The 18,998-nt window shown below is 62.2% G+C and carries 17 protein-coding genes and 1 pseudogene; 14 read left to right on the top strand and 4 right to left on the bottom strand.

Annotated elements, in window-relative coordinates; translation table 11 throughout:
* Positions 1 to 44: 44 nt before the first annotated feature.
* From lepB to MESCI2_RS0119435, 8 genes and pseudogenes are all read left to right on the top strand, one after another.
* A complete protein-coding gene (lepB, locus tag MESCI2_RS0119470) occupies positions 45 to 794 on the top strand; it encodes a signal peptidase I (protein WP_027038034.1) in 750 nt (249 codons plus the stop codon).
* A complete protein-coding gene (rnc, locus tag MESCI2_RS0119465; protein ID WP_027038033.1) occupies positions 794 to 1,546 on the top strand; it encodes a ribonuclease III in 753 nt (250 codons plus the stop codon). Before lepB ends, rnc begins: the two co-directional genes overlap by 1 nt.
* Positions 1,543 to 2,469 (top strand): GTPase Era, encoded by a 927-nt coding sequence (gene era, locus MESCI2_RS0119460; RefSeq protein ID WP_027038032.1) that lies wholly within the window; start codon positions 1,543 to 1,545, stop codon positions 2,467 to 2,469. The genes rnc and era overlap by 4 nt, the downstream gene beginning before the upstream one ends.
* A 5-nt stretch (positions 2,470 to 2,474) precedes the next feature.
* Entirely contained in the window at positions 2,475 to 3,368 is an 894-nt protein-coding gene (locus tag MESCI2_RS0119455) for an aminoglycoside phosphotransferase family protein (protein WP_027038031.1), read from the top strand.
* Positions 3,369 to 4,099: 731 nt separating this feature from the next.
* On the top strand, positions 4,100 to 5,236 hold the full coding sequence (locus MESCI2_RS0119450; protein WP_027038030.1) for a porin: 1,137 nt from the start codon (positions 4,100 to 4,102) through the stop codon (positions 5,234 to 5,236).
* Positions 5,237 to 5,367: 131 nt separating this feature from the next.
* Positions 5,368 to 6,144: a DNA repair protein RecO gene (gene recO / locus MESCI2_RS0119445; RefSeq protein WP_027038029.1), complete on the top strand. Its 777-nt coding sequence runs from the start codon at positions 5,368 to 5,370 to the stop codon at positions 6,142 to 6,144.
* Positions 6,141 to 6,659 (top strand): annotated as a pseudogene (locus tag MESCI2_RS01000000134940) (PaaI family thioesterase). Before recO ends, MESCI2_RS01000000134940 begins: the two are co-directional and overlap by 4 nt.
* An 82-nt stretch (positions 6,660 to 6,741) precedes the next feature.
* Entirely contained in the window at positions 6,742 to 9,492 is a 2,751-nt protein-coding gene (locus MESCI2_RS0119435) for a DUF2339 domain-containing protein (protein WP_027038028.1), read from the top strand.
* A 51-nt stretch (positions 9,493 to 9,543) separates the two neighbouring features.
* Here the strand turns inward: MESCI2_RS0119435 and MESCI2_RS0119430 are convergent, their stop codons facing one another.
* Together MESCI2_RS0119430 and MESCI2_RS0119425 are read right to left on the bottom strand one after the other, a co-directional pair.
* Positions 9,544 to 9,939, bottom strand: a complete 396-nt coding sequence (locus MESCI2_RS0119430) for a hypothetical protein (RefSeq protein ID WP_027038027.1) — start codon at positions 9,937 to 9,939, stop codon at positions 9,544 to 9,546.
* Positions 9,932 to 10,183 carry a prevent-host-death protein gene (locus MESCI2_RS0119425; RefSeq protein WP_027038026.1) on the bottom strand — a complete coding sequence of 84 codons (252 nt, stop codon included), beginning with the start codon at positions 10,181 to 10,183 and terminating at the stop codon, positions 9,932 to 9,934. Before MESCI2_RS0119425 ends, MESCI2_RS0119430 begins: the two co-directional genes overlap by 8 nt.
* A 218-nt stretch (positions 10,184 to 10,401) precedes the next feature.
* Between MESCI2_RS0119425 and MESCI2_RS0119420 the strand changes: the two genes are divergently transcribed.
* From MESCI2_RS0119420 to MESCI2_RS0119400, 5 genes are all read left to right on the top strand, one after another.
* Entirely contained in the window at positions 10,402 to 10,920 is a 519-nt protein-coding gene (locus MESCI2_RS0119420) for an RNA polymerase sigma factor (RefSeq protein WP_013532577.1), read from the top strand.
* Positions 10,917 to 11,708: an anti-sigma factor family protein gene (locus MESCI2_RS0119415; RefSeq protein ID WP_027038025.1), complete on the top strand. Its 792-nt coding sequence runs from the start codon at positions 10,917 to 10,919 to the stop codon at positions 11,706 to 11,708. Before MESCI2_RS0119420 ends, MESCI2_RS0119415 begins: the two co-directional genes overlap by 4 nt.
* A gap of 309 nt (positions 11,709 to 12,017) precedes the next feature.
* Entirely contained in the window at positions 12,018 to 13,121 is a 1,104-nt protein-coding gene (locus tag MESCI2_RS0119410; protein ID WP_027038024.1) for a peptidase C39 family protein, read from the top strand.
* A complete protein-coding gene (locus MESCI2_RS0119405; RefSeq protein ID WP_027038023.1) occupies positions 13,121 to 14,584 on the top strand; it encodes a RimK family protein in 1,464 nt (487 codons plus the stop codon). The genes MESCI2_RS0119410 and MESCI2_RS0119405 overlap by 1 nt, the downstream gene beginning before the upstream one ends.
* A gap of 30 nt (positions 14,585 to 14,614) precedes the next feature.
* Positions 14,615 to 14,875 (top strand): DUF3303 domain-containing protein, encoded by a 261-nt coding sequence (locus MESCI2_RS0119400; protein WP_244514281.1) that lies wholly within the window; start codon positions 14,615 to 14,617, stop codon positions 14,873 to 14,875.
* 18 nt (positions 14,876 to 14,893) lie between these two features.
* Here MESCI2_RS0119400 and MESCI2_RS0119395 read toward each other — a convergent pair whose 3' ends face one another.
* Positions 14,894 to 15,805, bottom strand: a complete 912-nt coding sequence (locus MESCI2_RS0119395; RefSeq protein ID WP_027038022.1) for a LysR substrate-binding domain-containing protein — start codon at positions 15,803 to 15,805, stop codon at positions 14,894 to 14,896.
* Positions 15,806 to 15,915: 110 nt separating this feature from the next.
* On the opposite strand from MESCI2_RS0119395, the gene MESCI2_RS0119390 reads away from it, so the two are divergent.
* Positions 15,916 to 16,806, top strand: a complete 891-nt coding sequence (locus MESCI2_RS0119390) for a fatty acid desaturase family protein (protein ID WP_027038021.1) — start codon at positions 15,916 to 15,918, stop codon at positions 16,804 to 16,806.
* A gap of 12 nt (positions 16,807 to 16,818) precedes the next feature.
* Here MESCI2_RS0119390 and MESCI2_RS0119385 read toward each other — a convergent pair whose 3' ends face one another.
* Complete coding sequence (locus MESCI2_RS0119385; protein WP_027038020.1) at positions 16,819 to 18,960, bottom strand: putative bifunctional diguanylate cyclase/phosphodiesterase; 2,142 nt, start codon at positions 18,958 to 18,960, stop codon at positions 16,819 to 16,821.
* Between the last annotated feature and the right edge of the window lie 38 nt (positions 18,961 to 18,998).

The following is an 18,998-nucleotide window of genomic DNA, read 5'->3' as shown; positions in this document are numbered from 1 at the left end:
GCGCGCCGAGACTCTATACCATCCAACGCACAATCGAGGACGACATGAGCGTGGCTGAAAAATCCGAGAAGAAATCCGGCGGGCTTGGCGAGACCGTCAGCGTCATCGTCCAGGCGCTTTTGCTCGCCCTGATCATCCGCACGCTGCTGTTCCAGCCTTTTTCGATCCCGTCGGGATCAATGCGGCCGACGCTCCTGGAAGGCGACTATCTGTTCGTCACCAAATGGTCCTATGGCTATTCGCGCTACTCGCTGCCTTTCGGACCCGATATTTTTTCGGGCCGCATCTGGGGCGCCGAGCCGAAGCGCGGCGACGTGGCGGTGTTCAAGTTCCCGCCTGATCCGTCCGTCGACTACATCAAGCGCGTTGTCGGCCTGCCCGGTGACAAGATCCAGGTCAAGGACGGCCAGCTGTTCATCAACGGCGTCGGCGTGCCGCGCGTGAAAACAGGCCAGATCGACAATCCCGACATCACCGAGGAATCGCGCCCGATCGATGTCTATCGTGAGACCTTGCCCAACGGCGTCAGCTACGACACGCTCGACCTGAATTCGAACTCGATCGGCGACAACACCCGCGAATTCGATGTGCCGCCCGGCCATTATTTCATGATGGGCGACAACCGGGACAATTCCGCCGACAGCCGTTTCACCGTCGGCTACGTTCCCGCGGAAAATCTGGTTGGTCGTGCCAATCTTGTTTTCTTCTCGATCGCCGGCAAGGCGAGCCCTCTCGAAATCTGGAAATGGCCGTCGCTGATGCGCGCTTCGCGCCTGTTCCACTTCGTCAATTGATGGCTTTGAAGCGTCCGACAGGCGAAACACTGGCCGGTTTGGTGAAGGCCAAGACCGGTCACGTCTTCAAGGATATCCGTTTGCTCGAGACCGCCTTGACGCATTCCAGTGCGGTCAAGGCGGCCAGCAACAATCAGCGTCTCGAATTCCTTGGCGATCGCGTGCTTGGGCTGATCGTCGCCGATATGCTTTTCGAGAAATTTCCCGATGCGCCGGAAGGTGAAATCGCGCCGCGCTTCAATGCGCTGGTCGATGCGCGGACATGCTCCGAAATCGGCATCGAAATGCAGCTGGAGGATCTGGTCCGCGCCGATTCTGCCTTGAAGATGCGGTCGCGTGGTTCGGGCGGAAACTATCTGGCGGATGCGGTCGAAGCGCTGATCGCGGCGGTTTATGTCGACGGTGGCATCGAGGCTGCGCGGCGGTTCGTCCTGCGCTACTGGGAACCGCGCTCGCATACGGTGATCGCAAAGCCGCTCAATCCGAAATCCGATCTGCAGGAATGGATTGCCAAGACCAGCGATGCGCGCCCTGAATATGTGATCGAAAAACGAGAAGGCCCGGACCACCAGCCCGTCTTCACCGTGTCCTTGCAGGTCCGCGGCTTTGCGCCGATAAGCGGTACTGGCGGCTCCCGCAGGGTTGCCGAAGAAGCGGCGGCTTCGGCATTTCTTTTGCGCGAAGGCGTCTGGGCCACCAAATCAGCCCAAAAATCGGAGCGCGCGCGCTCAAGTGAAGGGAGTGCGGCATGACCGCCACCGAAGAGCCGGCGACCGCAGCCGCCGCCACGCATTCCGGTTTTGTCGCGCTGATCGGCGCACCCAACGCGGGTAAGTCGACCTTGGTCAACCAATTGGTCGGCGCCAAGGTGTCGATCGTCACCCACAAGGTGCAGACGACCCGCGCCATCGTGCGCGGCATCGCCACGCATGACAATGCGCAGATCGTTTTCGTCGACACGCCCGGCATCTTCAAGCCGAAGCGGAGGCTCGACACGGCGATGGTGACCACCGCCTGGGGCGGGGCCAAGGACGCCGACATCGTGCTGCTTTTGATCGATGCCGAACGCGGCATCAGGGGCGACGCCGACGCCATCCTCGAACGGCTGAAGGATGTGCGCCAGCCGATGGTGCTGATCCTCAACAAGGTCGACCGCGTCAAGCACGAAGCGCTGCTGGCTCTGTCGGCGGCAGCGAACGAAAGGGTGCCGTTCAAACGCACCTTCATGGTTTCGGCGCTGACCGGTTCCGGCTGCAAGGACGTTCTCGATTATCTGGCCGAGGCTCTGCCGGTCGGCCCGTGGTATTATCCGGAAGACCAGATCTCGGACCTGCCGATGCGCCAGCTCGCGGCCGAGATCACGCGCGAGAAGCTTTATCTCAGGCTGCATCAGGAATTGCCCTATTCCTCGCATATCGAGACCGAGAAATGGGAAGAGAAGCCGGATGGCTCGGTGCGCATCGACCAGACCATCTATGTCGAGCGCGACAGCCAGAAGAAGATCGTGCTCGGCCACAAGGGCGAGACCATCCGCGCCATCGGCCAGGCGGCGCGCATGGAGATAGCAGGCATCCTCGAACAGAAGGTGCACCTGTTCCTGTTCGTCAAGGTGCGCGAGAACTGGGGCGATGATCCCGAGCGCTATCGCGAGATGGGGCTCGAGTTTCCGCGCTAGGATCGATGGACAGCAAGCCGAACATCGACATAGCGCTTGTCAGCCGATTGATCGCCACGCAGTTTCCCCGTTGGAAGGACCTTGCGGTCAGGCCCGTCGAGTTTGGCGGCTGGGACAACAGGACCTTCCATCTCGGCGACGAGATGACCGTGCGGCTGCCGAGTGCCGCGGCCTATTCCCTGCAGGTGGAAAAGGAACATCGCTGGCTGCCGAGGCTGGCGCCTCTGTTGCCGCTGCCGATTCCCGTGCCGCTGGCGATGGGGGTTCCGGCCGAAAACTATCCCTGGCATTGGTCCGTCTACCGCTGGATCGAAGGCGAGACAGCAAAGCGCGAGCGTATCGCCAGCCTGCCGCGATTCGCGACCGACCTGGCCATGTTCCTGGTCGCCCTGCAGCGGATCGATGCGACCGGTGGACCGGCGCCGGGACAGCACAATTTCTTTCGCGGCGGACCACTCAGCGTCTACGATGGCGAAACGTGGCAAGCGATTGCTGCTCTCGACGGCAAGATAGATACGGACGCCGCCAGTGCGGTGTGGGAGGCAGCACTTGCCGCACCATGGCACGGTGCGCCGGTCTGGTTCCACGGTGACGTCAGTTGGGGAAACCTGCTGGTCAGGCAAGGCCGATTGAGCGCGGTGATCGACTTCGGAACCTCCGGCGTCGGCGATCCCGCCTGCGATCTGGCGATCGCGTGGACGCTGTTGGAAGGCAAAAGCCGGGAGGCGTTTCGTGCCGGCCTTCCGGCCGACGAGGCGATGTGGGCGCGCGGTCGTGGCTGGACGCTCTGGAAGGCGCTGATCACGGTTGCCGGACAGATCGACGTCAACCCTGTCGAGGTTGAAAGATCCCGTCACGTGATCGATGAAGTGCTTGCCGATCACGCGCACGGCGCGTGAGGCGCCAAACGTTCAAGCCGCTCTCGCCCACCAGATCCTAATCCTGTCGCCGAACCATCCGCCTCGTATGGCGCGACCAGGGACATTCTGGCCGAGGCGATGCTTTTCCGGACCTATGCGTGCCCACCCGCCTGATCAAGGCGGGGGACTACATCGCCGGCGTCGCCAAGGTCGATTGAGAGGCGTCATGGAGGGATCGTCTTCAACGGCTGGCTGCTGTCACAATCGGCGACGCGACAGCGCTCCAGGGAGTTTCGATCGTCTTGGAAGAGCAGACAGGCTTGGAAGCGTCATCCCGCTTTTCGCCTCGGTATCAGAGTAGGTTTGGCGGATGAGCGTCATCCGCTGATAGAGGGGTGGCGGCAAGAACCAGGTCGATTTCGGCGTAAATCAGGTAGATATTCCGCACTGTACGGTAATTTCAGAAATATAGAACGTTAGAAATGTATTTAGCCGCGTAAGTATCCGTATATATATTCAATATATGACGTTGTGCCGATTGTGCCATTCGTGTTGGTAATAAGTGTTATTTGTGCAACACAGCACTAATCTGTTCATAGAACTAGCATTATTTCGGAAATCGTCATTGAAGGCAGAGGATCGATGGGTATGTTCGCCGCTGAAAAGGGCGAGCGATGCGAGCCTTTTTCGTTGTGGGGGTGAGGCGGGAAAACATTGCCGCCAGCCACAAATTCGAAGCCATTTATAACTATGACTGGAGAGGTCAGAAAATGAACATCAAGAGCCTCCTTCTCGGCTCAGCCGCGGCCCTGATCGCGGTCAGCGGCGCACGCGCCGCCGACGCTGTCGTCGTCGCCGAACCGGAACCAGCCGAATACGTCAAGATCTGCGACGTCTACGGCGCCGGCTACTTCTATATTCCGGGCACCGAGACCTGCCTGCGCATCGGCGGTTACCTCCGCTACGACATGGGCGTCGGCGATTCCGGCGCGCTGGATGGCGCCAATAACGTTGCCGATCACATGGACGGCGATAGGAACGACACCTACTACAAGAACATGCGCTTCACGCTGAGGACCTATACCGGCCAGGAAACCGAACTCGGCACGCTGAAGACCTTCACCGAGACCCGCTTTCAATTCGGCAATTCGTCTGGCGACTATACAGGTGGCGGCACCGGTTGGCAGGCCGGCAACAAGGCCACCACCCTCAACTTCGCCTGGATCCAACTCGGTGGCCTGCGCGTCGGTAAGGATGAAACGGTATATGACCAGTTCATCGGTTATGCCGGCAACGTCATCCAGGACACTCTCATCCCCTATGGTGTCAAGGATACCAACCTCATCAGCTACTACTTCGACGCTGGCAGCGGCTTCACCGGCGTGGTCTCGCTCGAAGAGGGCACCGCCGTCAACACGATCGACAGCTATGTTCCGCATGTCGTCGGCGGCTTGAAGTACAAGGGCGACTGGGGTGCGATCACCGGCGTCGTCGCCTATGACAGCAACTATGAGGAAGTGGCCGGCAAGGTCCGACTGGACGTCAACGTCAGCAAGGAACTGACGCTGTTCGTCATGGGCGGCTACGGCACCAACGACAACATCAACGACTTCGGCACAGGCCGTACCCAGTACAAGCCATGGGGCGGAAACTGGGCGATCTGGGGCGGCGGCACCTACAAGTTCAACGACAAGACCTCGTTCAACGCCCAGGTCTCCTATGACGACTGGAAGAACCTCGCCGTCGCGGCCAACGTTGCCTACACCATCGTCCCCGGCTACACGATCACGGCCGAAGTCGATTACCTCAATGCAGGAAAATTCGACGACTTCGACTTCAACAACTGGACCAAGGCCGACAAGAAGAGCAGCGTCGGCGGCATCGTTCGCTTCCAGCGCAATTTCTAACGGATCGACTGACCTCACCAGCCCGCCCGCAGCACATCGCTGCGGGCGGTTTTTTATGCATTGGCATGAGAGTTACCCAGGGCCAAGCCGATACCTTGATTTCGCCACCCGATCGGTGAAAAGCTCCTGAAATGGAATGGCGCGACGAGGGAATCATTCTCGGCACCCGCAAGCATGGCGAAACCAGCGCCATTCTCGAGGTGTTGACGCGAGCGCATGGCCGTCATCTCGGCCTTGTTCGCGGCGGCCGTTCGCGCAAGCAGCAGCCCGTGCTCCAGCCCGGCAATCGCGTCGACCTGTTGTGGCGTGCGCGCCTTGATGAACATCTCGGCACGTTCCAGGCCGAGGCGATCGAGATGAACGCGGCCCGGTTGATGGACAGCGCCGTCGCCGTCTACGGCTTGCAGACCATGGCCGCGCATCTGCGCCTGCTGCCCGAGCGCGATGCGCACGAAGGTCTCTACGAAACGCTTGCCGTGATGATCGTCCATCTCGACGATGCCGATGTTGCCGGCGAACTGGTGGCGCGCTTCGAGCTTCTGGTGCTGGACGAACTCGGCTTCGGCCTCGATCTCAGCCAATGCGCCGCCACCGGCACGCGACAGGACCTGGCCTATGTCTCGCCGAAGTCGGGACGCGCAGTATCGCGCGAAGCCGGTTTGCCATGGCGCGACAAGATGCTGGCTCTGCCGGCTTTCCTGCAGCGCGGCTCCGGCCTGCGCGCCGATGCGGCTGATGTCGAGGACGCCTTCCGGCTCACCGGCTTCTTTTTCAACCGCCATGTCTATGAGCCGCGCGGCATCGAGCCGCCGGACGCTCGTACCGGCTTCCTCGCCGCCTTGCGCAAACATCACGCGCGCGGCAAGGCCATAGCTGGCCAGGACGCAGCCAGAGAAATCATCACATGAGCGAGGTCGAACTTTATCCTGGCCGGGTCTCACCGCTCGGCCTCGGCACCATTCCGCACGCCGACATCCTGAAATACACCGGTTTGGAATTGCTGCAGCGCATCGTCGACGGCAAGTATCCGGCGCCGCCGATTTCCTTTCAGCTGAATTTCACGCTCACCGAAGTCTCGGAAGGGCGCGCTGTCTTTCATGGCATGCCGAGTGAGCGCCATCTCAATCCGCTGGGCAGCGTGCATGGCGGCTGGGCGGCGACGCTGCTCGATTCGGCACTGGCCTGCGCCGTGCAGACGCTGCTCGAAAAGGGCGAGGCCTATACGACGGCGGAGTTCAAGGTGAATTTAACGCGGCCCATCACGCCGAAGACCGGCGAGGTGGTGTGCGAGGGCAGGGTCGTTCACAAGGGCCGCACGTAGGCGGTGTCGGAAGCGACGCTGAAGGATGGCGGCGGCAAGCTGCTGGCTTTCGGCACCGAAACATGCTCGATCTTTCCGGCCGCAAATCTGGCGGCGCGCTGAGTTTTCTGGCCGTTTGGCCGCCGCATTTGAATGTCAGTAAGACGAATGTCAGTGAAAACTGGCCTGGTTTGGGGGAACCGCCATGTTTGAAAGCCTGATCGGCCTTGTCGCCATCATCGCCCTGTTCGTCATCATTTCGCGCCAGCGGAGCCGCATAGGCCTTGTCGAGCGCGAGCTTGGCGCGCTGCGCAGCCTTGTGCTTTCGGGAGCCGTGCCGCTGGCGACCAAGCCGTCCGAACAGGCGGTGTCCGGCAACGCGCCCGCCGATATGGCTCCGGACGTAGCGGCCGCGGCCGATATTGTCCCGCCGGAGGTAAGCGCAGCGGTCACAGCCCCGGCGCCAGCCACGGACACGGAAGACTCGACCGGCGAGATCGTCTCCGGGCCGTGGACCGCTCCAGAACCGGCACCGAAGGCGGTGGAACCTGCGGAGCTTCCCGGAGCGGCGAAAGCTGTCCGCCAATCCGACGTCGAAACCGCGCTCGGAACCCGCTGGGCGGTCTGGGTTGGCGGCATCGCACTGGCGCTGGGCGGCCTGTTCCTGATCCGCTACACCATCGAAGCCGGCATTTTCGGCCCCGGCGTGCGGCTGGCCATGGCCGGCGTGCTCGGCCTTGTGCTGGTGGCCGGCGGCGAATTCATCCGTCGCACCGGCTTCAAGGTGCCGGTGCAAGGGGCCGCCGGCGCTTATATTCCAGCGATCCTGACGGCAGCCGGTGCCTTCATCCTGTTCGGCACCGTCTATACCGCGCATGGCATCTACGGCTTCATCGGCCCGGCACTCGCCTTCACGCTGCTCGGCGTCATCGGCGTGGCGACGATCGCGGCAGCCCTTGTCCATGGCCAGGCGCTGGCCGGCATCGGCCTTGTCGGCGCCATGGTGACGCCAGTGCTGGTCGCCTCGCAGGCACCCAGTCCTTGGGCGCTGTTCGGCTATCTCGCGATCGTGCTCGCAGCGACCGGCGTCATCGCCCGCATGCGCGACTGGAAATTACTGATGGCGGCCGCCTTTTTCGGCACCGGTGCATGGACCATCGTCTACATGACCAGCGTGCCAGGCGCCGACCTTGCCGTCATCCTGTTCATCGACGCGGTGACGCTGGCGGTGCTTGCTCTTGTCTGGCTGGGCAGTCGTGGCGGCGAAGAGGAAACTGCAAGCAAGGGCTTCGACTGGCCATCGATAGTGCCGGGGGTCTTCGTGGCGTTTTCGGCGCTGGGCCTGTCCGTAGACTCGACGCTTGTCGCAGCAGGCGGTGCTCTACCGGGCGCTTTGGTCATCCTCGCCCTTGTTGCCACCGCACTCTATCGGCCGCGCGCGTTGCCGCTGCTGCACGCGGCCGGACTGGTGACCGTGCTGATCCATCTCGGCATCATTCCGCCCACCACCATCGGCTCCGATTTCTCCCAAGGCAATTTAGGCTTTGACGGCCTGCCAGTGACGGCGGGAAATGCCTTGACGCTGCGCATCGGGATTGGCCTCGGCCTCGTCTTCATTGGCGCCGGCTTCTGGGCCGCGCGCCGGTTCGCCGTCGGAACGCAGATCCGCGCGGCCTCATGGGCGGCATGGGGCGTCATCGTCCCGCTTGTCGTCCTGCTGGCACTCTGGTTCACCTTCGGCAACCTCGACCGTGACTTTGTCTACGCCGCCGCAGCGGCACTCCTGGTCGTGGTTTTCGCCGCGGGCGGCGAATGGATCGCGCGGGCCGAAGAGCCGCCGCTCAAGGGCGGCATCGCGGTGTCGTTTGCCCTGGGCGGCGCGGCGATCGCCGGCCTGCTGCTGATGCATATGGCTTTCGATTCCGGCTGGACCACCATCCTGCTCGGTGCTGCAGCCGTGGTGCCGGCGCTGGCGACACGCTGGCGCTCCTATCCCGTGCTCGGCTGGATTTCGGTCGGCGCGGTGATCGCGGTGCTTGGCCGCGTCGCCTTCGACCCGACCATTGTCGGTGCGGAGTTCCTGTCGACGACGCCGGTGTTCAACTGGCTGCTGCCGGGCTACGGCGTGCCGGCACTGGCCTTCGGCTTTGCCGCCTGGCAGCTTGCGCGCACCACGAATGGCCGGCCGCGCCTGGCCATGGAAGCGGCGGCGGCGCTATTTGCGCTGCTCACGCTCGCCATGCTGGTGCGCCACGCCATGCACGGCGGCGTCATCGACACGGGTGCCATGACGCTCGCCGAACAGTCGATCTACACCCTGATCGCCATCGGCGCCGGCGCCATCCTGGTCGCCATCGACATGCGCTCGCCAAGCTCGGTGCTGCGCTATGGTTCGATGGCCGCCGGTGTGGCCTCGGTCGCCTTCATCGTTGTCAGGCATTTCGTCTTGCTGAACCCATTGTTCACCGACGAATCGACAGGCCGCATCCCGGTGTTCAACCTGTTGTTCCTCGCCTATCTCCTGCCGGCGGTCGCCGCCGGGGGACTGGCGCTCTACGCCAGGGACAAGCGGCCGAAATGGTATGCGCAGATGTTGGCTGTGGTGGCTGCCGCACTTGCCTTCGCCTATGCCACGCTCTCGGTGAGGCGTCTGTTCAAGGGCGAGTTCATCGGCCTGTGGAGCGGCCTCGGCCAGTTGGAAACCTACACCTATTCGGCGCTTTGGCTGGTCATCGGCGTGGCGTTGCTCACCGCCGGCGTCTGGCTGAAATCGCAGGTGCTGCGTATAGCCTCGGCCGCGCTGATCGCGATCGCCGTGCTGAAGGTCTTCATCTTCGACATGTCGGAGTTGGAAGGCGTACTCCGGGCGCTATCCTTCATCGGCCTCGGCGCGGTTCTGATCGGTATCGGCCTGTTCTATCAGCGGCTTTTGACACGGGCGGCGAAGGAGGGATGATGCGCTTGCTTCCGTGAATAGCCCTTACCCGTTCATGTACCGGTTTGTCCGCTATTTTCGGACGACGCCGCGCACGCGGCGCTGTACGATTGCCTCTTTGATGAGGCCCGCGATCTTCCGGACAAACGCTGGGCTGAAGGAGCCGATTGGCCTCGTCGTGACGAGATCATAAGCTTCATCGATCTGTACGCGGTTGTACTCGTCTAGGATCAGCCATGACGGGAAATCGAGCCCACCTCTGCGACACTCGATTTCGCTCACGGCAACATGCGTGCGGGACTGGTCGGGCTTTTGCGAGGTGAGCGGGAACAAGAACAGTGCGGCAGGCGTTGCCGGCGTTCTGACCACAATGCAGACGAGCCGCGCCTTGCGGCCGGATTCCTCGCCGGCGTCAGCCTGTCGTGCCCATAGACAATAGTATCGAAGCAAATCGCCGGGCTTAAGCATCCGGCTTGTCGCTGGTTGTGATGGCCTCCAATCCGGACATGAGTTCATCGTGAACCTCGTCCGGCGCGTCCTCAAGCGTGTAGGCTACCGCATGAGGCGAACTAACGAGCTGCCGATATTGGGCCGCTGATAGGATGATCAGCTTCTCTTTGCCGCGTTTCGTGAGAGCGACAGGCTCGATCATTGCCGTTTCGAGAATTTCGCCGGACGCCCGATTCATATCCGAAAAGGTGAATTGTTTCATCGAGTGACCCTCATACGTATTTTACATATTGTGCATATTTTACGTATTTTGGCAATCGATTTACCGCTGCCTTCGATCGGGAATAAATCGGCACCGGCCATCGTTATCTCATTGCTTGGGTGACCGGGGCGGGAGACCGCTTCGCGCTGGCCGCTTGCGCCGCGCCCGGAAGGCGCGTTCAATTGGGATCAACAAGGGCGACCTCGAAACCTGCGGTCATGGACGAAAAGAAGGCAGCAATCCTTGGCGAAATACCGCGCCTGCGCCGTTACGCACGCTCGCTTTTGCGCGACCGCGACGCTGCCGACGACCTTGTCCAGGATTGCCTCGAGCGGGCGCTTGTGCGGCTCGACAATTGGCAGACAGGAGAAAGCCCCCGGAGGTGGCTGTTTACGATCATGCATCATTTGTTCATCGATCAGATGCGCAAGGTAAACCGCCGCGGCGAGGCGGCGATGCTGCCGCTGGAGGCGGGCGAAGCCGTTGCCCAGCCGGCTGAGCAGGTGGAGAGCATTGCCTCGCGCGAGATCATCGACGCATTGCAGGCGATCAGCCCCGACCGTCGGGCAGCCCTTGTCATGGTTGCCATCGAAGGTTTTTCCTATGCCGAAGCCGCCAACATTCTGGGCGTGCCTGCCGGCACGCTGATGTCGCGCATTGCGCGCGGGCGCGAGGAGTTGCGCGGGTTGCTGGACGACACGGCGCGCCGCCGCGCGATAAGGATCGTCGAGAAATGATCCGCCGCGACTTTTCCGAACGTGACATCCACATGGCGCTCGATGGCGAGCTGCCCAGCGATGAGCGCGCGGCCTACGATGCCTGGCTCGACGCCAATCCCGAGATGAAGGCCAAGAGCGCCCGTTTCACCGCCGACCGGGCGGCGCTGCGTGCCGCCTTCGCCGACGTGCTGGACGAAGCCGTGCCTGCGCGGTTGCGCAAGGTCGTGCTTGGCGAGGTGCCGGTCAAGGCATCTGTGCCACGCTCACGCTGGTGGCTTGCCGCTGCTGCCGCCGTGCTTCTGGTCACTGGCGGACTTGGTGGCTACTTTGCCGGGATCGACGGCATCGGCCAGGAGGACCCGGCGGAAGATCGGCTGGCCGAGCAGGCAATCGCTGCCCATGTCATCTATGCCGCCGAAAAGCGGCATGCCGTCGAGGTGCCGGCCAGCGACAAGGACCATCTGCAGACCTGGCTGTCCAACCGTGTAGGGCTGAAGCTGGTGGCGCCGGACCTGACCGCGGACGGATTCCAACTGGTCGGCGGCCGGCTGCTGCCGGCGGGCGAGAGCAAGGCCGCCATGCTGCTTTACGAGGACGGCAATGGGCAGCGTATCTCGCTGTTCGTCACCACGGAATCGACGGAGAATGCCAAAGGCACCTACGCCGCCGCGCAAGACGGACCCGAGGCCGTCTACTGGCTGGACAAGGGCTATGGCTGTGCGGTGGTCGGCTCCTTGCCGCGCGAGCGGTTGGCCGAGGTCGCGAGGAGCGCCTACACGCAACTTGTAAACGGGCTGGCAAGCTGAACGGCATTGCTTTTGCCGGTGCCGTCGATGCGCGAATGCTGATCCGGCCGAAGGACCTTTTGCGCCCGTCGGGCCGGCGTCGGATTTGTCACAATTCGGCCCTAATCGAGGTGCGATAGCGCTTGATGAATGCCGTCGCATCGCCCGAAAATCGGAAACGGTTTTTGGAAACACGAGGCGAAGATTCAAGGTGGTGGAGCGGACTTCGTGCGCCCAGGTGGACGCCGGTTTTCCCCACGCCCTGGTTGGCGTCAAGGACGTGTTCGAGTAGGGCCATTTCCACCACCAATCGAGGTTTTCTGAAGCCGCATGCCTGCCGAGATCCGCACGGCCCGCGCGTCTGACGTCGATGATCTCGCCGCCATTGAGAAAGCTGTTTTCTCAAGCGACCGTATTTCCCGCCGCTCCTTCCGCCTGTTCATCGAGCGTGAAACCGCCGAGACGCTGGTCGCCGAAGTCGATGGCCGCGTGGCCGGCTATGCGATCGTGCTGTTTCGCAAGGGCAGCGGCGTGGCGCGCCTCTACTCGATCGCGACCAGTCCGTTTTTCGGCGGACTGGGTGTCGGCCGCATGCTGCTCGGATCCGCCGAAGATGCCGCCTTCGAGCACGACCGCATGATGCTGCGTCTCGAAGTTCGCGAGGACAACAGCCGCGCGATCCGCATCTACGAACGGGCCGGTTATCGCAAGATCGGCCGCGAGCCCGGCTACTATGAGGATGGCGAAACGGCACTTCGCTACGAAAAGACCTTGCGTGGCGACATTCCGATCGACACCAAGGTGCCGTTCTACCCGCAGACCTGCGAGTTCACCTGCGGCCCGTGCTGCCTGATGATGGCGATGGCCAATTTCGATCGCGGCTTCGTGCCGGATCCGGTCATGGAAATCCGCCTGTGGCGTGAAGCGACGACCGTCTTCATGATGTCGGGTCCCGGTGGATGCGAACCGTTCGGCCTCGCTGTTTCGGGGTACGAGAGCGGGCTTGCGGCGGAGATCTACGTCTCCTTCTTCGGTGCGCTGTTCCTGCAATCGGTGCGCCGCGAGGACAAGCGTCGGGTGATGGAACTCGCCCAGGTCGACTTTCGCCGACGCGCGGAACTTTACGGCATCCCGGTGAATTACCGTGCATTCACAATCGACGATATCCGCGCTGCGATCGCTGGGGGAAAGCTGGTGCTGGTGCTGATCAGCGGCTTCCTGATGTTCGGCAAGAAGGTGCCGCACTGGGTGCTGGCGATCGGCGATGACGGCGACCATATCCTGATCCACGACCCTTGGGTCGAGGATGAAAGGCAGGAGACCATCCTTGATGCAGCCAACATTCCCGTGCCTTACGGCATCTTCATGAACATGGCGCAGTTCGGTCGCGATGGACTGCGTGCCGCCATCACTCTGGGAAAGCGTGACAGATAATGACCTGGGTCATCCTTACCGGCAGGCAGAGCGATCTCGACCAGGTGGCGACACCGCACAAGATCATCACCAATCGCGACTATCTCGCGCATCCATCATTGTTTCGCGGCCAGCGGCCGAAGGTCATCAACCTGTCGAACAATTACGCCTATCAGAGCCGCGGCTACTATGCGTCGCTGCTGGCAAGCTCGCGCGGCCACAAGGTGATCCCGACGGTCGAGACGATGATCGACCTGTCGGAACGCAAGCTTTATGAGCACGCGCTGCCGGAACTGGAACTGGCGCTCAACAAATGCCGCAAGGATCTCGGCGGTGCCTTTCCGCAAAAGGTCTGCATCTTCTTCGGCATCGGCCCGTCGAAAATCTGGGACCGCTTCGCCAAACTTCTGTTCGACTGGTTCCGCGCGCCGGCGCTCGAAGTACACATCAAGGACAGCGCCGAATGGGCCTCGATCCGCAAGATCGGCTTCCATCCGTTGGCGCGGATGACCGAGGACGAGGAAAAAAGCTTCATCCAGTGCCTGGAAACCTACACCAACCGGGAGTGGCGCGACACCAAGGGCCGCACGCCGGCGCGCTACACCTTCGCCACGCTGGTCGACCCGCATGAGGAATTGCCGCCCTCGGAGATCTCGTCGCTGCGCTATTGGGCCAAGATCGCCGAGAAGATGGGCGTCGAAATCGAGCCGATCACCAAGCGGGATCTGGCCAAGCTCGCCAATTACGACGCGCTGTTCATCCGCGAGACCACCTCGATCTCCAACCACACCTATCGTTTCGCCCGCCGCGCCCAGCAGGAAGGCATGCCGGTGATCGACGATCCGCTGTCGATGATCCGCTGCACCAACAAGGTCTATCTCAACGAACTGATGGCCTACAACAAGGTGCCGGTGCCACCGACGGTGATGATCGCCGGCACCTCGGATCTCGAACTGGCGGCGCAGACGCTGGGCTTTCCGCTGGTGCTGAAAATCCCGGATTCGTCGTTCTCGCGCGGCGTCAAGAAATGCGCCAATTTCGAGGAACTGAAGACGCTTGCCACCGCATGGCTCGAGGATTCCGACCTTCTGATCGCGCAGAAATTCATTCCGACCGAGTATGACTGGCGCGTCGGCGTGCTCGGCGGCCAGCCGCTGTTTGCCGTGCATTATCTGATGGCCAAGAAGCACTGGCAGATCGTCAACCACAAGGCCAACGGCAAGCCCGACCAGGGCGGCATCAAGACCTTCACGCTGAAGGAGACGCCGGCGCATGTCGTCGAGACGGCTGTGAAAGCGGCGCGCTGCATCGGCGACGGGCTCTATGGCGTCGACCTCAAGGAGACCAAGGACGGCGTCTTCGTCATCGAGGTGAATGATAATCCCAACCTCGACCATGGCTGGGAGGATTCCGGCGAGAAGGACGAGGTCTGGGTGCGGCTGACGCAGTGGTTCCTGGAGCGGCTGGACCGGCCGGGGCGGTAATTTGATCGGGGGTAGAACATGCAGTTTATCGTGATCGAGGATTTCACAGGCTGTGATCGCAAGGAGATCTACCGCCGCTTTCGCGACCGCGGCCGCCTGAAGCCGGACGAGCTTCTCGTGCACCACAGCTGGATCGCGGCGGACATGAGCCGCTGCTTCCTGCTGGTGGAGGCCGATGACGTCACGCTGCTGCAGCGCTGGGTCATCGAATGGGCGGATCTGGTGGAATTCGAGATCATCCCCGTGGCGACAAACAAGGACATGGCTGAGGCATTGAGCGGGCACCTCTGATCTTCGCCGCGTGTCACGTCAACGCAATGCCGGCGAGCCGACCGCGCGCCGGCATTCGTCGATCAGCCACTGGCGAAACGCCGCCACGACATCGCGCCTGGCGCTGCGCTCCGGGATCGTCAGGCAGTAGGGCTGGCGCAGCTCCAGTGCCTGGGCGAGGGGCCTGACAAGCCGGCCGTCTTCCAGCGCCTCGGCACAGTAGATCCCTTGCGCCAGCGCCACGCCCAATCCCGAAATGGCAAGGTTGAGTGCTACGCGCGACGAGTTGGCCGAGAGGCCGCGCTGCGCCGCCCGGCCCGGTTCGATGCCGGCCGCCTCGAACCAGTTGTGCCAGGACGGAAAGGACGCACCGGTTGGTCCCCAGCCGGTGTGGATGAGCGACAGGCTGGCGAGGCCTTCAGGTTTGATCATGCCGGCCAGCCCGGGTGCACACACGGGATAGACCGCGTCCTGGACGATATCCTCGGTCGGGTGCTCGCGATAATGCGGCCCATAGGAGAGCCTGATGTCGATCAGCTCACGGTCGAACGGCACCGGGTCGTCGTCGCCTCTGAGCGATATGTCGACGGCGCCATGGCTCGAGACAAAACCGGCGAGACGCTGCGAAAGCCAACCCATGGCCATGGATGGCGGCACCGAGACCACAAGGCGCGGGCGGAACGCATCGCCGCCCGATTGGCGCGCGACGCTGCCGATCTCCTGGAAGGCCATGGTCAGCCTGGGCAGCATCTCGACGCCGGCCTCGGTGAGGACGGCGCGCCGGTTGACGCGATGGAACAGCTTGCGGCCCATCTGCTCCTCGACGGTGCGGATGAGTTGGCTCACGGCGGCGGCCGATACAGAAAGTTCTTCCGCCGCCCCCGCAAAGCTGCCTGTACGGGCGGCGGCCTCGAAGGCCTGAAGTCCTTTGAGGGAGGGGAGTACGGCCATGGTCACCAAACAGATAAGATCAGCTTATCTAAATTGCAGAAGTCGTCGTTTTTGGAAAGATTTTTCATGCGCTACAGTGGGTTCATCAAATCCCAGTCTGGATCAAAACCATGGATCATCGCGACGTGATTTCATCGTTGACGCAGGAAGAGCGCAACCGCCTGACCGCCAAGTCGGATGTCGCGGGCCTCGTTCAGCTTGCCGCTCACTGGGGTGCGATCGTGATCGTCGGATCGCTGATCGCCGCCAAGGTGCCGTTCTGGCCACTGCTGATGCTGCCGCAAGGTATCCTCATCGTCTTCCTGTTCACGCTGCTGCATGAGGCGGTTCATCGCACGGCTTTTGAGGCACAGCGGCTGAACGATTTCGTGGCGCGGGTGTGCAGCCTGGCGATCGCGCTCCCGGCGGACTGGTTCCGCTACTTCCACTTCGCCCACCATCGATACACGCAAGACCCGGAGAACGACCCTGAACTGGCGTTCCCCAAGCCGGAGACATGGCGGCAATACCTCGTCCATGTCTCCGGTATCCCGTTATGGTGGGGCCACCTCAAGACGCTTTATGCCAACGCGGCGGACCGTGCTCGCGAAAGCTACGTTCCGCCGAAGGGCTATGACAAGGTGCGCATCGAGGCACGCGCCATGATGGCCTTTTACGCCGTGGTCCTTCTGCTGGCCGTTTATTTCCGGCTCTCGGTGCTTGTCTATGTCTGGATATTGCCCGCTTTGTTGGGGCAGCCGTTTCTGCGCCTCTATCTGCTGGCCGAGCATGGTCGCTGTCCGTTCGTCGCCAACATGCTGGAGAACACCAGGACCACGTTGACCAACTGGCTGGTCCGCAAGCTGGCGTGGAACATGCCGTTCCATGCCGAGCATCATGCCTATCCCGGCGTGCCGTTTCATCAACTGCCGCGGTTTCATGCGCTGATCGAGCGGCATCTCAAGGTGGTCGAGCCCGGCTATGTCAGCTTCCACGAAAAGTACATCGAGACGCTGCATTGACGATGTCCGGCCTCAGCCGGTCTGGCTGTGCGGCGCCCGGGATCTCAATAGACGCTGGATCTCGGCCGCCGTTGACGGCGCGCCGATCAGAAAGCCCTGCGCCTCGGTACAGCCATTGCCGCGCAGGATGTCGAGTTGCACCTCGGTCTCGACCCCCTCGGCGGTGACAGTAATGCCAAGCTCGGCGCCCAGCCCAATGACGGTGCGAACGATCGCCGCGGTGTCGCGATTGCCCAGGTCGTGGATGAACGAACGGTCGATCTTGATCTTGTCGACAGGAAAACGCCTGAGGTAGCCGAGCGACGAATAGCCGGTGCCGAAATCGTCCAGCGCGATGCGGATGCCGAGTTCGCGCAACTGCCGCAGCGTCCTTTGCACCGCCGCGCTTTCGTCCATAAGGACGGTTTCGGTGATCTCCAGTTCCAATCGACCGGCTGGCACGCCGGAGAAAGCCAGCGCCGAGATGACGCTGCGGGCGAAGCTGCCGCTTTTGAGTTGCACGGCCGAGACATTGACCGCGACGCGCAGGCCGGCGGGCCAGCGTGCCGCCGCCGTGCAGGCTTTCCTCAGCGCCCACTCTCCAAGCGGCACGATCAATCCGGTTTCTTCGGCGACCGGAATGAAGCTGTCCGGCGCCACCATGCCGCGTTCTGCGGAATGCCAGCGCATCAAGGCTTCCGCGCCGACGATCTCGCCGGAGGCGATGTTCATGATGGGTTGGAAATCGAGGTCGAATTCCTGGCGCGGCAGCGCGGTCTCAAGGTCGACCTCCAGCGCACGCCGTGCCTGTACCATTGCGTCCATTCCGGGTTCGAAGAAGCGATACAGATTGCGCCCTTCGCTCTTCGCCCGGTAAAGCGCTGTATCGGCGTTCCTCAGCAGCGTGTCGGCATCTCCGCCGTCGTCGGGGAAAACCGCGATGCCCAGGCTGATGCCGATATGCATCTCGCGGCTCTTGTCGCGGAACGGTTTTCCGATTGTCTCGACGATGCGCTTCGCGAGTTTTTCAGCACTGGCAATGCCCTTGAAATTGAACTGGATGATGACGAATTCGTCGCCGCCGAAGCGGGCGACGACGTCGTTTTCATTATGCAGGCAGCGCTGCAGCCGCTCGGCCACGCTCTTCAGCAGCCAGTCGCCGGCCGGATGTCCCCAGGTGTCGTTGACCGCCTTGAAGCGATCGAGATCGAGCGAGAAGATCGCCAGCGGCGTGGCCGCCGTGTCCTCCAGCGCAATGTCGAGCCGTTCGCGAAACATCGAGCGGTTGGGCAATCCGGTCAGCATATCGTGATGCGCAAGATGGGTCATGCGCTCTTCGGTACGGCGGCGCTCCGTAACATCGTCGAAGGTCGCCACCCAACCGCCGCCGCTCATCGGCTGGCGGGTAACCAGAACCGTCCTGCCGTCGGTAAGATGCCGATAGGCCGAATGCATTTTTTTCGCCACCAGGCAGGCCTCGGTCTTGGCGACTTCGCTATCGACATCGATCTTCCGATAGATGCCGAGTTCCAGCAATCGTTCGAGCGCGTCGCGGTGCGTCGTTCCAAGCGGGAAGTCCGCCGCGGTGACGTTGTAGAGTTCTAGAAAACGCCCGTTGCGCACGATCATCTTGCCGTCGGCGTCATACATCAGCAGGCCTTGCGACATGTTGGCGAGCGCTGCGTCGAAGCGGCGGTGCTGCTCCTTGAGATCCTCTTGCGCGCGGCGCTGCTCGGTGATGTCTTCATAGATCGAGACCCAGCCGCCCAGAGCCAGAGGGCGGTGCGAGATGCTGACGATGCGGCCATCCGACAGCATCTCCTCGTAGGTCGAGGGTTTCGCCTGGTCGATATAGGGCTTGCGGATGGCGTAGAGTTCGTCGGCGGTTTGCGAGGCGACGCCGATGTCGACGCTGTGGCGCAGAATGTCGAGGAACCGGATGCCGGGACGTATCACCTTGGCGTCGAGGCAAAAGATGTTTAGGTAATTGCCGTTGCAGATGATCATCCGCTCGTCGGCGTCGAACATGCACAGGCCATGCGACATGTTCTCGACCGCAGCCGAAAAGCGTTGGTTCTGCTCCCGCAGCTCGTCTTCCATGTGGCGGGAGCGGTCCATACCTTCGGCCTCCCGTTTCGGGACAGCCGAACCATCCTTGGCATCAGCGACGGGCATGAGCGCGCCTGCGAACCGTAATCGAACGCGGTACTGTG

It is taken from the genome of Mesorhizobium ciceri WSM4083, from assembly GCF_000519305.1.
GTDB classification, from domain to species: Bacteria; Pseudomonadota; Alphaproteobacteria; order Rhizobiales; family Rhizobiaceae; genus Mesorhizobium; species Mesorhizobium ciceri_B.
This window is presented reverse-complemented; position numbering and strand designations above follow the sequence as displayed.